This is a genomic window from Klenkia terrae, assembly GCF_037083865.1.
Lineage (GTDB): Bacteria > Actinomycetota > Actinomycetes > Mycobacteriales > Geodermatophilaceae > Klenkia > Klenkia terrae.
The window spans coordinates 124,866-139,135 of the sequence record NZ_JBAPLV010000008.1 but is presented as its reverse complement, the minus strand read 5'-3'; the positions used below and the strand labels follow the sequence as shown (position 1 = coordinate 139,135).

Genomic DNA, 14,270 nt, shown 5'->3' with positions numbered 1-14,270 from the left:
CTTATACCCATATGGGTATCGGACAACGAAAGGGTCACATCATGAGCTCGACCGACCTCACCGCCTCGACCTTCCAGGACACCGTCAGCCGTGACGGCATCGTGCTGGTCGACTTCTGGGCCGGCTGGTGCGGCCCCTGCCGGGCCTTCGAACCGGTCTTCGAGGCCGCCGCGCAGCGCCACCCCGACATCGTCTTCGGCAAGGTCGACACCGAGGCCGAGCAGGAGCTGGCCGCCGCCGCCGGCATCCGGTCGATCCCGACCCTGATGGCCTTCCGCGACGGCGTCCTCGTGTTCGCACAGCCCGGCGCCCTGCCCGCCGAGGCGCTCGAGGAACTCGTCACCGCGGTGCGCGGACTGGACATGGAGCAGGTGCGCGCCGACCTCGCCGACCAGCGCCTCACCGCCTGATCGCGGGACCTCGCTCGCGGTGTCCCGCGACATCATCTGCGTTGGAATTCGCGGTGCCGCCATGACTGATCATCCTGTCGGGCGATTGCAAGCCTTGGAGCAGACTTGGTGGGTGGAGTGCCGCCCCGGTGCCATCGCGGTCTTTCCCCCACGTCTCTTGGCTTCCGAGGCGACTGCGGCAGGACCTTCGCGCCATTGCGACACGTGGCCTCCCCGTGACGGGACCGGCGTTCATCGACCTGCGAAGGCGAGAGCGTCCTGCCAGGCGCTTCCCCGGCCGATCATCGCCCGATATTTCATGATCTTGCCCGGCATGTTGAGCGCCAGGGCGCCGACGAGCAGGTCCTCCTGGCGGTAGAGGGCGAGCCATCGAGTGTCGTCCAGGTCCCCGATCACGGTGACCTCGTCGGCGGCGGTGATGCCGACCATCTGCAGCTTGTCGCTGTACCAGTCCGACCAGAAGTAGGGGACGGTGCTGTACGGGGTGGCCTCGGCGGGGGCCAGAGCGTTGCGCGCCGCAGCGGCGCCCTGTTCGGCGGCCGACGTCCAGTGCTCGAGGCGCATCATCCGGCCGAAGAGCGGGTTGTGCCAGCGCGCGACGTCGCCCGCGGCGTAGACCTCGGGCGCGGCACGCAATGTCTCGTCGCACACGACGCCGTCCTCGACCTGCAGCCCTGAATCGGTGAGCCAGTCGGTGACGGGGTCGGCGCCGATCCCGACGACGACGAGATCGGCGGGCAGGATCGAGCCGTCGGACAGCGCGACGCCTTCGACGCAATCCTCGCCTTCGAGCCCGGTGACGGAGACACCGCACCGCAGCTCGGTGCCGTTGCGGGCGTGCAGGTCTGCGCAGGCGGCGGCCATCTGCTCGCCAACGGCACGAACGAGCGGCAGCGGGGCCGCCTCGAGGATGGTGACGTCGACGTCCCGCTTGCGGGCGGCCGAGGCGACCTCGGACCCGATGAAGCCACCACCGACGACGACCATGCGGCAGCCGCCGTCCAGGGCCCGGCGGATGCTGCGGGCGTCCTCCACGGTGCGCAGGGTGTGCACGCCGTCGAGCTGCTCCCCGGGCAGCTGCCGGGCGCGCGCACCGGTCGCGATGACCAGCCGGTCGTAGCGCAGCTGCTCGTCACCGCCCAGGACGATCTCCCGGGCATCGGTGTCGAGCGAGGTCGCGGGCACGCCGAGGCGCAGCTCGACGTCCAGGGCGCGCAGCTCCTCCTCGGTGCGGTGGTGCGGCACCGCCGGGTCCTCGCCTGGGTCGAGGAAGGCCTTGGACAACGGTGGCCGGTCGTAGGGCAGGTGCTCCTCGGCCCCGACGAGAAGCAGCCGCCCGGCGTAGCCGGTCTTGCGGGCGGACTCGACCGCGCGCAGCCCGGCCAGTGAGGCTCCGACGACGACGACAGGTCCTTCAGACATCGACTCTCCAGAGAACAGTCGGCGCTGATGCGCCAAGAACACGGGGCGCGTCAGCGGTCGGCGGTCACACAGGCCGGCAGCAGCTGATGGCGCAGTGCCCCCGGTGCGTGGGCGGGACGGCCGGCACGGATGGCGCGACAGGCGCGACGCGCTGGTAGGCCGCGCCAAGCGGTGGCCGCACATCCCGCTCTGCCTTGTTGGGCCAGAGGGAGCAGGCGCGCTCGGCCTGTGCGGTGATGGTCAGCGGCTGGTACAGGGTGTTGGCGTAGTTCAGCGAACCGGCGCCGACGCCCGCCCCGGCGAGGACCACGACCTTGGCGACCTTGCTGATCCGCTGGATCCCCTTGAGTCCCCAGGCGGGGTTCCCACCGGAACCGACGGACATCCCATGAGGTCCCGGGCAACGTGTCGTCGGTGAAGCGCATCCCCGGCCTCGAGCACGGTGATCCGGTAACCCTTCTCCGACAGCCGCAGAGCCGCGACGCTTCCGCCGAAGCCGCTGCCGATGACTAGGACGTGGGCGTCGTGCTCCGGGCGCGATGCGCCCATCCTCACTCCTCGATGCTCAGCGCGCTCGTGGGGCAGGCCGCGACGGCCTCCTCCATCAGCGCCCGGCGGCCCCCCGGGGGCGTGGGGTTCAGCAGCTTGAGCGCGCCGTCGTCACCGACCTCGAAGAAGTCCGGGGCGACCGACTCGCACATTCCCAACGACGAGCACTTGTTCTCGTCCAGCACGATCCTCACGGGAGTGTCCTTTCCGGTCGGGTGGACGGTCAGCGCTGCGGGGTGAAGCGCACGGGCAGGTGGTTGACGCCGTGGAAGAAGGTGCTGACCGTGTAGGAAGGCTCTCCGGACACGTCGATGTCGGGCAGCCGGGTCAGCAGCTCGCGGTAGATGGCCGCCAGCTGCTGGCGGGCCAGCTGATTGCCCAGGCAGTGGTGGATTCCGCCGCCACCGAAGCTCACGTGCGGGTTGGGGTTCCGGGAGAGGTCGAAGCGCTCGGGCGCGTCGAACACCTCGGTGTCCCAGTTGGCCGAGGCGTAGAACATGACCACCTTGTCGCCCTGGGTGATCTGCTGCCCGTTCAGCTCGCAGTCGCGGGACGCGGTGCGCCGGAACGTCATGATGGGGGTGGCCCATCGGACCATCTCCTCGACCGCCCCCTTGAGCCGGCCGTCGAGGTCCTCCATGAGCCAGGCCTTCTGCTCGGGGAAGTCGGTCAGGGCCTTCATCGCATGGCTGGTGCTCTGCCGGGTCGTGTCGTTGCCGGCGATGGTGAGCAGCCCGAAGAAGGACATGATCTCGTCGTCGGTCAGCCGCTCACCATCGACCTCGGCCTGCACGAGGTTGCTGAGCAGATCCTCGCCCGGGTTGCGCCGGCGCTCGGCGATGTACCTGCCGGCCAGCTCACCGAGGTACAGCATGGCCTGGAACAGGCGGTCGAGGGGTTCCTGGTCGCCCATCAGCTCCGGGTCGTTCCAGCCGCCGGCGAACTGCGACTCGTAGGCCATCTTCGCCCGGTCGGCCTCGTCGATGCCCATCATGTCGCAGATGTTGTGCATCGGGACGAGAGCCGCCACCTCGGGGACGAAGTCGACCTCGCCCCTGGTCGCGATGTCGTCCACGATGCGCCGGGCGTTGCCCTGGATCTGGTCGTGGATGCGACGGATTTGCTTGGGGGTGAACGCCGAGCTCAGCAGCCGCCGGATCTTGGTGTGCCGCGGCGGGTCCATCGCGATGAAGCCCTGCCCCGCGTCGAGTAGTTCCTGCGGCATCGACTCCATCACGATGCCCTCGCCGGAGATGAAGTCCTCGTGCCGCTTGGTGACCTCGACCAGGTCGGCATGGCGCACGACAGCCCAGAACCCCTGGTCGTTCGGGTCCTTCATCAGCATGTCCTCGACCGGCTGGTGCCAGCTCACCGGGCGCTCGGCGCGCAGCACGGCGTAGGTCTTCTCCCGCTCGGCGGCCGTCTGGGACCAGAACGCTCGGGACGAGATGTCCGCGGGGTCATAGGGGCGGGTGTCGCGCGGATGGGCAACGGTGGTCATCACGGCTCCAGGGTCTGCTCCGTACGGGTGGCAACCAGGTTGACACACCGCCCATTTTTGTCAAGTTGTAGACCCCGACTCGGGATTTGTCAGGACCGGTTTGGACAGAAGGAGGCCCCGGCAGTCGCTGTGACACACTGTCGGAAATTGTCAAGGACGGAACAAAGACGATGGGACGGGGGCGGCCAGTGGCGGCAGAGCCTCTTCGTCTGACCTTCCGCCAACACGTGCGCGACCGCGCACTGGACGCGGCGCGGGCTCTGACGGTCCAGAAGGGCTGGTCCCGAGTGCGCATGGGGGATGTCGCCGCGCTGACCGGGGTATCGCGCCCGACCTTGTACAAGCAGTTCGGCGACAAGCAAGGCCTCGGGGAAGCGCTGATCATGGAGGAGACCGAGCGGTTTCTCGTCGGCATCTCGGGAACGCTCGAAGCCCATCCTCAGGACGCCGCCGGGGGAATCACCGCAGCAATCGAGTACGTGCTGGCCGAGGCCGACGCCAGTCCCCTGCTGTGCGCGATCCTCACCTCGGCACGCGACGCCGACAACGAGCTGCTGCCCATGCTCACGACACGTTCCGCACCGGTGCTCGACGCCGCCACCCGAACCCTGATCTCCTGGTTCACGGAGCACTTCCCCCAGCTGGACCCGCAAGACCTGGCCGACGGCGTGGACGCAGTGGTCCGACTCGCAGTCAGCCATCTCGTACTCCCCGTCGATGACCGCACGACCACCGCGCGCCGACTGACTCGGATCGCCTTGCGAACCCTGCAGCTGGGGACCGTATGAGCGCGCGACCGATGCGGATCCCGGGCCGGGAAGACGACGGCGCCCGCCCCCGCTAGGGACGGGCCCCGTCGGCGTCCTGGATCATGCCTGACCGTGCTCCGTGTTCGCGGAGTCCAGGCCGACGACGTCGTCGGCCTTCGTGCCGACGTCGGCGCCGGACTCGGCACCCGGTGCCGCGACACCCGCCGGCGTCATCGAGCGGAGCAGGATCTGGCTGACGTCGAGGACCTCGACGTGCTCGCCGGCCTCGCCGTTCTGCTTCTTCGACGTCAACGCGTCGGAGAGCATCGTGATGCAGAACGGGCACGCGGTGGAGATCACGTCCGGGTCGAGCTCGAGGGCCTCCTCGGTGCGCTCCATGTTGATCCGCTTGCCGATCTTCTCCTCCATCCACATGCGCGCGCCGCCGGCGCCGCAGCAGAAACCGCGGTCCTTGCAGCGGTGCATCTCCTGGGTGGAGAGGCCCTGGACGGAGTCGAGGATCTCGCGCGGCGGTGTGTAGACCTTGTTGTGCCGGCCGAGGAAGCACGGGTCGTGGTAGGTCACCTTGCGGTCGACCGGCGTGACCGGCGTGAGCCGGCCCTCCTCGACGAGCTGACCGAGCAGCTGGGTGTGGTGCACCACCTCGTAGTGGCCCTCGAGCTGCGGGTACTCCTTGCCGAGGGAGTTGAAGCAGTGCGGGCAGGTGGCGACGATCTTGCGCATGCCCGGCACGCGGCCCTCGAAGACGCCGTCGAGGGTCTCCACGTTCTGCTGGGCGAGCATCTGGAAGAGGAACTCGTTGCCCATGCGGCGGGCCGGGTCGCCCGAGCAGCTCTCCCCGTTGCCGAGGACGGCGAACTCGACGCCGGCCATGTGCAGCAGCTCGGCCACGGCCTTGGTGGTCTTCTTGGCGCGGTCGTCGATCGCGCCGGCGCAGCCCACCCAGAACAGGTACTCGATGTCGTAGTCGAGCGGCCCGTCGGCCACCTTGACCTCGAAGTCGAGCTCCTTGAGCCAGTCCTCGCGGACGTTGCCGCCCATGCCCCACGGGTTTCCGCGGTTCTCCAGGTTCTTCATCATCACGCCGGCCTCCGAGGGGAAGCTCGACTCGATCAGCACCTGGTAGCGGCGCATGTCCATGATGTGGTCGACGTGCTCGATGTCGACCGGGCACTGCTCGACGCAGGCGCCGCAACTGGTGCAGCTCCACAGGACGTCGGGGTCGATGACCCCGCCCTCCTCGAGGGTGCCGACCAGCGGCCGGTGCGCCTGGGCGTCGTTGGTGCCCTCGATGCGGGCGTACCCGGACGCCCAGGCCTGCTCGTCGCTGGGCTTGAGGACGTCGTAGTCGGGAGCGGTCTCGCTCGCGGTCTTCTCGCCGAGCAGGTAGGGGGCCTTCGCGTAGAGGTGATCGCGAAGATCCATGATCACCATCTTGGGGCTGAGCGGCTTGCCGGTGTTCCAGGCCGGGCACTGGCTCTGGCAGCGCCCGCACTCGGTGCAGGTGGTGAAGTCGAGCATCCCCTTCCAGGTGAAGTCCTCGATCTTCCCGCGGCCGAAGATGTCGTCCTCGCCCGGATCCTCGAAGTCGATCGGCTTGCCGCCGCTGGTCATCGGCTGCAGGGGGCCGAGCGCGACCGTGCCGTCGTCGTTGCGCTTGAAGTAGATGTTGAAGAAGGCGCTGAACCGGTGCCAGGCGACGCCCATGTTCAGGATCCGGCTGATCACGACCAGCCAGACCAGGCTCGCCACGATCTTGACGAACGCGACGACCGTGAGCAGGTCGGGATTGTCGGGCAGCACCGTGGCCAGGGCGCCGGAGATCGGGTGCGACCAGGCGGGGGCGTCGGTCAGGTCGGAGGAGACCTTCAGCGCCCGGATCAGCAGGATGGAGATCCCGATGGTGAGGATGACTGCCTCGACGAAGTAGCCGCGGCCCTCGTTGGTGCCGGCGAAGCGGCTCTTCCGGCCCTGCCGGCGCGGGTGGTCCTTCTGGCGCCGGTAGATCAGGTACAGGATCCCGAGGATCGTGCCGGTGCCGATGACCTCGGCGAACAGGTTCCAGACCCCCCACTCGCCGATCAGCGGCACGTGGAACGCCGGGTCCCACACCTCGCCGAACGCCTCGACCAGCGTCAGGACGAGACCGTAGAACCCCATGAAGACGAACCAGTGCGCGACGCCGATTGTCGACCACTTGAGCATGCGGGTGTGGCCGAGCGACTCGATCGCCAAGGTCTTGAGCCGGTCCTTGACCGGGCCGAAGCGGGTGCCGTCGGGCTGGCCGATGCGGATGATCCGCACCATCGCCCGCACCGCGCGGTAGGCCATCACCGAGGCCACGATCAGGAAAAGGACGCTGATCGTGCCCAGGACAATCTGCAGAGGGCCCGTCATTCTCTTCCTCCCCGTACGCCTGGCGGCGTCGATCGACTCCCGTCCGTCACGCGAGGGACGGGTTTGCTCCGGTAAGCGCGCCGCGTGCGACAGCGGAAGGCGAGAGGCGGGGCACGTGTAGGGACGCCCTCCGCACTACTTGTGCGCGATAGCGGCCGGAGGTTAGACGACTGGTCGGTAACTCGGTGGCGGCGCCGCGCGTCCAGGGGCTGTCTGCGGAGCGGCTTCCCCCTTGTGACGACTCCCGAGGGCGCGAGGTCGAAGTCTGCGATGAAGGCCGCGCACAGTTGCCGATACCGCTGCACAATCTCCGGGCCGGATTCGGTCGTGCCGCCGTCGAGAGCGGGCGGGACGTGCCCGGACACGCACCCGAGGCTCCAGGCGCGGTCATCAAGACGACCTCTCCCAGCGAGCTATCGCGCGGGATGCGCTGGCGCGCAAGTACGACAGGAAGTCCCGTGCTTCCAGAAGTCGGTCTCGGTCGTCCCGGGGGGCGAGTTCACGGAAGCCGGCCTCCAGAGCTTCCTCGAGCCTCTCCAGCAGGACGAGGCGACTGGCGAGATAGCGCGGAAGGGGATTCGGCCGGCCCAGCCGGTAGTACCCACTTCGCACACCGGGCTCGCGATCCCGTTGCAAGAGTCCCAGACGGACCAGTTCCTGCACGGCGCCGCTGATCGCAGCCGCGCTGCTGCCGATCCCCTCGGCGAGATCTCGGGCGGTGAGGCGATCCCGACCGTCGGCGAGGGCGTAGGCCAGCACGCGCGAGGCCGTCGTGGACAGACCCAGACGATGCAACTCAGCGGTCAGTCGCTGATGCACCCGCACGGAGTCACGCCCCGCGTCGAGGTCGGCGGGGTGGGGCAGTCCCTCGGTCCGCGGGGACGTCGCCCCCCGCGGTCCCCGGTCCGGACCCGTGTCACCGGGCGAAGCGGCCATCACGACCCCGGGGCGTCGGGTGGGGGGTCGCTGGCATCGATCACCCGAACTCACCTGGCTGAACATGGATGCCCTCACGAGGGCTGCTCTCAGGATGGCGTGACGAACTTGCGATCCGGATCGCCGTGAAGCCGCTGCGCATGCCTTCCACGACATCCTTCTCGTCGAGCGGAGGCAGCGGCTCGGCCTGGTCGGGTCTCATCGCGTCGAAGACCAGGGACACGTACCGGCGCCGGTCCGCCGGCGAGGCCGGGGGCGTGGACAGACCGACGACGAGGATGCTGAGCACACGCGGGATGTCGTAGGGCTGGAGGTCCGCACGGATCTCGTTGGCCTCCTGCGCATGCCGCAGCAGGACGGCGAAAGGCTCCAGGAACTCCCTCAGCATGTCGTCGGTCAGCACCGCGAAGTTCGCCGACGAGGCGATCAATCCGCGCTCCCGGTCGAGCAGCTCCAGCAGCCGCTCGACGATTAGCAGGAACGACTTCCGGGCACTGCCTTGCGCGCACGAGTGCCGGAGGAGCGGCAGGAGCTCATCTCGCATGATCGACCGGTACACGGCCCGGGTCAGGCTCTCCCGGCTCGAGAAGTGGCGGTACAGCGTGGCGACCCCGACACCGGCTTCGCCGGCGATCTCCTCCAGCGACCCCTGGCCACCGGAGGCGAAGACCTTTCGGGCAGCCGCGATCAACCGCTCACTGTTGGCCAGGGCGTCGCGCCGCCGACCTCTTGTCGCCGATGTCATCGCAGCACTCCTCTCACGCCGACTCGGGGCGGCCCCCGTGGTGCCGCCACAAGCCCCCCTCCGCGTCCCGAGCTGACCGCGCTTACGATAGCTTCCTATCACTTCCATTCCGCGGGGCCCGCATGGGCGCTGTGACGCACTGACCGGCTCTGGGGGCTGCGGTGTCGACTTTGCTGTACCGGGTGGGGCGCTGGACCTATCGGCACCCGTTCCGCGTGATCGGGGTGTGGGCGGCGCTCCTCGTCGCGCTCGTCGGCGCGCTGGTCCTCAACCCGCCGAAACTCAGCACAGAGTTCCGGATCGACGGGACGCCGGCGCAGGAAGTGATCGACGAACTGGCCCGCGAACTGCCAGAGGTGTCCGGCGGCCAGGGGTCGCTGGTGTTCCAGGCGCCGGCCGGCGACCGACTGGACTCCGAGCTGTTGGGACCGGTGCTCGCCGAGGCGGTGCAAGGGGTCTACTCGGTTGAGGAGGTCGTCGATCCGGCCGACCTGATGCAGTCGCAGCAGCAGCCGGGCGCGGCCCCGGCCACCCCGCCGAGGAGCACCCCGGAGACACCGGGGAACGCGCCCAGCGCCCCGCCGGGCACGCTGGTCGTCGGGGGCCAGCCGGTGCTGGGAGTGACTGTGTCCGAGGACGGCCGGGTGGCACTGTTCCAGTTCCAGTTCGACGACCAGATCTTCGAGCTCCCTCAAGGCACCGTCGCGGACACCGTCGCGGCGGCGGAGGCCCCGGCGGAAGAGGCCGGTGTGGCCGTGCTGCCGGGCGCCACCCTGCAGGAGATACCCGAGATCATCGGCGTCGGGGAGATCGTCGGACTCGCCGTGGCCGCCCTCGTCCTCGTCGTCACGCTGGGCTCCGTGGTCGCCGCTGGGCTGCCGCTGCTGACCGCCCTGGCCGGGGTCGGCGCGGGCATCGGCGGCGCCTTCGCGCTGGCCCACCTGTTCGAGCTGAACTCCCTGTCGGTCGTCCTGGCCCTGATGCTGGGGCTGGCAGTGGGCATCGACTACGCGCTGTTCATCGTCAACCGGCAGCGCTGGCTGATCCTGACCCGCGGCCTGGACGCCGGGGAAGCCACGGGCCGCGCCGTGGGCACCGCCGGCAGCGCCGTGTTCTTCGCCGGCACGACGGTCGTCATCGCTCTCACCGCGCTGCTGGTCGTGGGCATCTCCCTGCTGACGGTCATGGCGCTCATCGCCGCCGCGACCGTCGCCATCGCCGTCCTGGTCGCCCTGACCCTGCTCCCGGCCCTGCTGGGTCTCGTGAAGGAGCGCATCTGCTCACCCCGCGCCCGGGCACGCCAGGCGGGACACCGCGACCGCTCCCGCAACCCGGCGCGACGCTGGGTCGGCCTGGTGGTGCGATACCGGTGGGCGGCCGTCGTCCTGGTCACGGCAGTCGCCGCGCTGCTCGCCCTGCCGCTGTCCAGCATGCGGCTCGGGATGCCCTCGGCCGAGAGCTACGGCAGCGGCACCCCGCAGCGTGAGGGATACGACCTGGTCGCCGAGGGCTTCGGCGAGGGCTTCAACGGGCCGCTGGTCGTGGCGGCCCGGACGGCCGAGCCCGGCACGCCGATCGAGCCGCCCGCCCTGCAGGAACTGGTGGCCGACCTGAGCGCGCTCGACGGCGTCCAGAGCGCCATGCCGGCCGGCCTCAGCCAGGACGGCACCATCGCGGTACTGCAGGTCGTCCCCACCACCGGCCCGACCGACGAGGCGACCGAGGACCTGGTCGCCGAGATCCGCGACCGCTCCGCGCAGTACGGGGACGACCTGGGGATCACCCTCGGCGTCACCGGCCTGACCGCCATCGGCATCGACATGTCCCAGCGACTGTCCGAGGTGCTGCCGATCTACCTGGCGGTGGTCCTCGGCCTGTCGCTGATCGTCCTGCTGCTGGTCTTCCGGTCCATCCTGGTCCCGGTCAAGGCGACCCTCGGCTTCCTGCTCAGCATCCTCGCGACGTTCGGGGCCACGACCGCCGTCTTCCAGTGGGGGTGGCTCAATCAGGTCTTCGGGCTCGACAGCACCACCGTGGTGATGAGCGTGATCCCGATCATCGCCACCGGCGTGCTCTACGGGCTGGCCATGGACTACCAGATCTTCCTGGTCTCCTCCATCCGCGAGTCCCACGTCCACGGCCACCACGGGACCGACAGCGTCACCGACGGATTCACCCAGGCCAGCCGGGTGGTGGTCGCCGCGGCGATCATCATGACCGCGGTCTTCGGCGGGTTCATCTTCAACGCCGACCCGATGGTCAAGCAGGTCGGCTTCGCGCTCGCCGTCGGCATCTTGATCGACGCGTTCCTGATCCGGCTCACCCTCGTGCCGGCTGTGATGGCCATGTTCGGCGACCGGGCCTGGTGGCTGCCCGCGTGGCTCGACCGGCTCCTCCCCGACCTCGACGTCGAGGGTGACAAGCTCGTCCAGCGGCTCAACGGCGAGCACGGCGACGTGCCCGAAGCCGCCGAGCCACCCGGCCGGGAACCGGCGTCGGCCCCAGCCGGGTGACGTGCCGATGATCGGAGGGCACCCGGCGAGGCAGCTCACCCGGCCGGGGAACCGACGCCTCGCGCGGTGGGGACGGCGGTTGATCGCCGGATCCGTCGTCGCGTCGGCCACCCTGCCCTGGCTGGCCGACTGGAACCACAGCCACACCTTCGGGCCCGAGTACGGCCCGCACGCCCGGTGGCACGGAACCTCCGAGGTCGTCGGCGCAACCGCGGAGGGACTCCTCGCCCTGTGGCTGCTCCGCGCCGCCGAGGAGCACCGCCCCGACGAACGCCTGCTCACCGCCGCAGCGCTGCTGCCCATCGCCCGCTGGGCGCCGTTCAACCTCACCCTGCTGGTGCCCGGGACCTCCCCCTACGACCAGCACCGCATCCCGCAACGGGTGCTGGGCATGCCGGCCGCCCTGCTGAGCCAGGACCTCATCGCCGCCACCGCCGCCGCCGGCCTGATCCTCCGCCGCCTCGCCCGCGAACGGGCGTAGGGCGCCCGGACCACCCCGGCGGCGCGCCGGGGGCGGCCGCTCGATAGGCAGGCCACCACTTCTGAGGTGCTTGTCCTGCACGGGCGGCGCGGAGTCGACAGCGAGCGCCTTCAGTCGGCGGTCGGGTCCCCGTCGTGGAGGTGGCGCGCGAAGAAGCCGAATACCCGCCGCCAGGCATCCTCCGCGGACGGATGGTGGTAACCGAAGCCCACCACCCGTTCGAGGACGGCGAGCGGCCCGGTGTTGTGCCGGTTCATGAAGGAGTGGCCGGCGTCGGGATACTCCTTGACGTCGTGGTCGACCGCGAGGCTGGTCAGGGCACCGTTCAGTCGCTGGGCCGCACCCGGCAGCGTCCTGTCGCGGCCCCCGTAGCTGGCGACGACGGGGCAGGCCCCCTGCAGCACCCGCTCGAGATCCTGCGGTGTCTGCCCGTAGTTCGGAGCAGAGGCGTGGAACCCGCGAGTCGCCGCGACCAGGGCGAAGCCGCCCCCCATGCAGAAGCCGACGATCCCCACTGTGCCGGTGCAGTCGGGTCGCCGTACGAGCCAGGAGCGCGCGGCCTCAAGATCATCGAAAGCCGCGCCTTCGCGACGGCCCAGCGCCCGGAACGTCGACCGGAGGCAGCGAACGGGTCCTCCGGCTGTGAACAGGTCGGGCGCCAGCGCCAGGTAGCCTCCGACAGCCAGCCGATCCGCCTGCTGGCGGGTGTCGTCGGTGAGACCGAAGGCCTCGTGCACCACCACGACGGCGGGCCACGGCCCCGTGCCGACCGGCGGGACGGCGAGGTACGCCCGCAACTGGGGGGCGCTCGCGGCCCCGTCGATCGTCGTGTCCGGCATCAGGACCCCCCGTGTCGTGTGCTCATCTGTGAACTGTCGGGCTGCGTGTGGGCCGGCGTCACGAGGAGACGCGTAGTTCCTCGGCAGCCAGCGCGAGCAGGTCGGCGGCCTCCTCCTCCAGGGCGGGCAGTCGAGCGGCCGCCTCGGCGGCTGCGGCGACCCGGTCCGGCAGCGGAACGTCGGCGGTCGCGGCACGAGCCAACCGGCTCCACGCCTCGGCACACCTGTCGTAGGCCAGGCCCGCCCGTGCGCTGGCCGAGCTTCCCGTCCGCCACGCCACGTCGTGGCAGGCAGCCACCTGGAGCCGGCGGAAGAGCCCACCGCCCGTGCCGGCCTTCTCGACGAACACCGGGAGGGCGGCCAGCGCGGCTTCCAGGGTCACGGTGTCCCACACCTGCGGCCACGAGGCCAGGTCGTCGGCGAACTCCCGGATCCCGGCGAGCCCCAACGCGCTGATCGAGCCCGGCGGCAGGTCGGAGGAGTCCACGATCCCCGGACCGCCGTGTCGGATCCCGGCCGCCGCGGCGGCGAACGCCTCGGCGGCGGCTGACCTCAGATCCGGGAGCCGCTCGGGCCAGTCGACAGCGAACGTGGCGTGACGCGTCGGCGCCGGGAATCCGGTCGAGCGGCGCGCACGGGCCAGCGCTGCGTACGGCACCTCTTGGACGGCCTCGCGGTCGTTGTCCACGACGTAGGCGATCTGCCGCTCGTCGTCGTAGCCGATCACCACGACGTTGTGCCGGCTCATCTGCAGCCGCACGCGCAAATAGGGCAGTTCGGCGATGTCCGCCCAGACCATGACCGGCCGGCCGGCGGTCAGTTCGTCACGGACCCAGCGCCATCCCAGCGCCGCGTCATCGGTCCGCCGCAGCTCCACCTGCGCACCCAGGCGTCGCAGCAGGTCGACCTCCATGTCCCCGCCCCGGCCGACGAGGTAGATCGGCGGCGCCAGACCCGGCACCCGCAGATAGGAGAAGTCCAGCCCCCCACCGAGGCCGAAGACCAGTCCCTCCGCGAGCACGTCCCCTCCCCAGTCGAGCCCCGCCCAGTCCAGCAGGTCGCGGAGTGCTCCGGACCCGCAGTGCCCGGCCATGCGATCGGGATAGCTCTCCAGCAACCGTCGCCCGCTCACGGCGCCACAGGCGCCGCGTCTCCACCGCCACGGGCGAAGTGCTCCAGGCCGACGACGAGGAAGAGTGCGGACGCCTCGACCACGGCCGCTCCCCCCTCGTCGGTGCCCTGCGCCCGGACGAACAGCTTGCGCCCTTCCCGACGCTGCACACCTGCCTCCAGCAGGTAGGGGGTCCCGAGCAGGACCGGCGACCGGTACCCGACCTCCAGGTGACGGGTGACCGCGGGCTCCCCGATCAGGTACAGCAGGAAGCCGAACAGGTCGTCCAGCACCGTCGCCACCGCGCCACCGTGTGCGATGCCCGGCGCGCCGACGTGCCGCTCGTCGAAGACGTGCCGCGCCCGCACGGCGTCCCTCTCCCGCCAGACCTGCAGGTGATGCCCGTGCGGGTTCTCCGGGCCGCAGCCCAGGCAACGAGCATGGTGCGGCGGCAGGGGCCCGGCATGGTCCTGACGGGCAAAGCCCTCCGACCAGTCCCCGATCACGGAATCCACGTCATCACCCCTGCCTCCTGTCGCGCACCAGCTCGCCTGCGGCCCTCATGACTGCACACTGCCCGCCGCCGGCAGTGGCCG

The 14,270-nt window shown here is 70.2% G+C and carries 15 protein-coding genes; 4 read left to right on the top strand and 11 right to left on the bottom strand.

Annotated features, from left to right (window positions below):
- Positions 1-41 precede the first annotated feature (41 nt).
- Complete coding sequence (trxA, locus tag UXQ13_RS09605) at positions 42-410, top strand: thioredoxin (protein WP_097196994.1); 369 nt, start codon at positions 42-44, stop codon at positions 408-410.
- A gap of 231 nt (positions 411-641) precedes the next feature.
- Here the strand turns inward: trxA and UXQ13_RS09600 are convergent, their stop codons facing one another.
- The 5 genes from UXQ13_RS09600 to UXQ13_RS09580 all read right to left on the bottom strand — a co-directional run bounded on the left by UXQ13_RS09600 (position 642) and on the right by UXQ13_RS09580 (position 3,882).
- Positions 642-1,832: an NAD(P)/FAD-dependent oxidoreductase gene (locus tag UXQ13_RS09600; RefSeq protein WP_097196993.1), complete on the bottom strand. Its 1,191-nt coding sequence runs from the start codon at positions 1,830-1,832 to the stop codon at positions 642-644.
- A 64-nt stretch (positions 1,833-1,896) separates the two neighbouring features.
- Positions 1,897-2,217, bottom strand: coding sequence for a hypothetical protein (locus UXQ13_RS09595; RefSeq protein ID WP_281256828.1), 321 nt, complete (start codon positions 2,215-2,217; stop codon positions 1,897-1,899).
- Positions 2,103-2,381 carry an NAD(P)-binding protein gene (locus tag UXQ13_RS09590; RefSeq protein ID WP_281256827.1) on the bottom strand — a complete coding sequence of 93 codons (279 nt, stop codon included), beginning with the start codon at positions 2,379-2,381 and terminating at the stop codon, positions 2,103-2,105. The genes UXQ13_RS09595 and UXQ13_RS09590 overlap by 115 nt, the downstream gene beginning before the upstream one ends.
- Positions 2,382-2,383: 2 nt before the next feature.
- Positions 2,384-2,575, bottom strand: a complete 192-nt coding sequence (locus tag UXQ13_RS09585) for a ferredoxin (RefSeq protein ID WP_097196992.1) — start codon at positions 2,573-2,575, stop codon at positions 2,384-2,386.
- A gap of 29 nt (positions 2,576-2,604) precedes the next feature.
- Positions 2,605-3,882, bottom strand: coding sequence for a cytochrome P450 (locus UXQ13_RS09580; protein ID WP_097196991.1), 1,278 nt, complete (start codon positions 3,880-3,882; stop codon positions 2,605-2,607).
- A 227-nt stretch (positions 3,883-4,109) separates the two neighbouring features.
- On the opposite strand from UXQ13_RS09580, the gene UXQ13_RS09575 reads away from it, so the two are divergent.
- Entirely contained in the window at positions 4,110-4,670 is a 561-nt protein-coding gene (locus UXQ13_RS09575; protein ID WP_209305938.1) for a TetR/AcrR family transcriptional regulator, read from the top strand.
- 81 nt (positions 4,671-4,751) lie between these two features.
- On the opposite strand, the gene UXQ13_RS09570 is transcribed toward UXQ13_RS09575, so the two are convergent.
- The 3 genes from UXQ13_RS09570 to UXQ13_RS09560 all read right to left on the bottom strand — a co-directional run bounded on the left by UXQ13_RS09570 (position 4,752) and on the right by UXQ13_RS09560 (position 8,730).
- Positions 4,752-7,049 carry a (Fe-S)-binding protein gene (locus UXQ13_RS09570; protein WP_097196989.1) on the bottom strand — a complete coding sequence of 766 codons (2,298 nt, stop codon included), beginning with the start codon at positions 7,047-7,049 and terminating at the stop codon, positions 4,752-4,754.
- 390 nt (positions 7,050-7,439) lie between these two features.
- A complete protein-coding gene (locus tag UXQ13_RS09565) occupies positions 7,440-7,874 on the bottom strand; it encodes a MarR family transcriptional regulator (RefSeq protein WP_217991698.1) in 435 nt (144 codons plus the stop codon).
- Positions 7,875-8,025: 151 nt separating this feature from the next.
- Complete coding sequence (locus tag UXQ13_RS09560; RefSeq protein WP_167758200.1) at positions 8,026-8,730, bottom strand: TetR/AcrR family transcriptional regulator; 705 nt, start codon at positions 8,728-8,730, stop codon at positions 8,026-8,028.
- Between the two features lie 215 nt (positions 8,731-8,945).
- Between UXQ13_RS09560 and UXQ13_RS09555 the strand changes: the two genes are divergently transcribed.
- Together UXQ13_RS09555 and UXQ13_RS09550 are read left to right on the top strand one after the other, a co-directional pair.
- The gene (locus UXQ13_RS09555) at positions 8,946-11,243 is read left to right on the top strand and encodes an MMPL family transporter (RefSeq protein ID WP_225232377.1); all 2,298 of its coding nucleotides are present in this window, start codon (positions 8,946-8,948) and stop codon (positions 11,241-11,243) included.
- A gap of 79 nt (positions 11,244-11,322) precedes the next feature.
- Positions 11,323-11,724, top strand: coding sequence for a hypothetical protein (locus UXQ13_RS09550; protein ID WP_097196985.1), 402 nt, complete (start codon positions 11,323-11,325; stop codon positions 11,722-11,724).
- Between the two features lie 110 nt (positions 11,725-11,834).
- On the opposite strand, the gene UXQ13_RS09545 is transcribed toward UXQ13_RS09550, so the two are convergent.
- The 3 genes from UXQ13_RS09545 to UXQ13_RS09535 are packed head-to-tail and all read right to left on the bottom strand — an operon-like array spanning position 11,835 to position 14,042.
- Positions 11,835-12,563, bottom strand: coding sequence for a dienelactone hydrolase family protein (locus tag UXQ13_RS09545; protein ID WP_097196984.1), 729 nt, complete (start codon positions 12,561-12,563; stop codon positions 11,835-11,837).
- A gap of 58 nt (positions 12,564-12,621) precedes the next feature.
- Positions 12,622-13,656 carry a BtrH N-terminal domain-containing protein gene (locus UXQ13_RS09540; protein ID WP_336392228.1) on the bottom strand — a complete coding sequence of 345 codons (1,035 nt, stop codon included), beginning with the start codon at positions 13,654-13,656 and terminating at the stop codon, positions 12,622-12,624.
- Between the two features lie 35 nt (positions 13,657-13,691).
- On the bottom strand, positions 13,692-14,042 hold the full coding sequence (locus tag UXQ13_RS09535) for a PaaI family thioesterase (protein WP_225232379.1): 351 nt from the start codon (positions 14,040-14,042) through the stop codon (positions 13,692-13,694).
- Between the last annotated feature and the right edge of the window lie 228 nt (positions 14,043-14,270).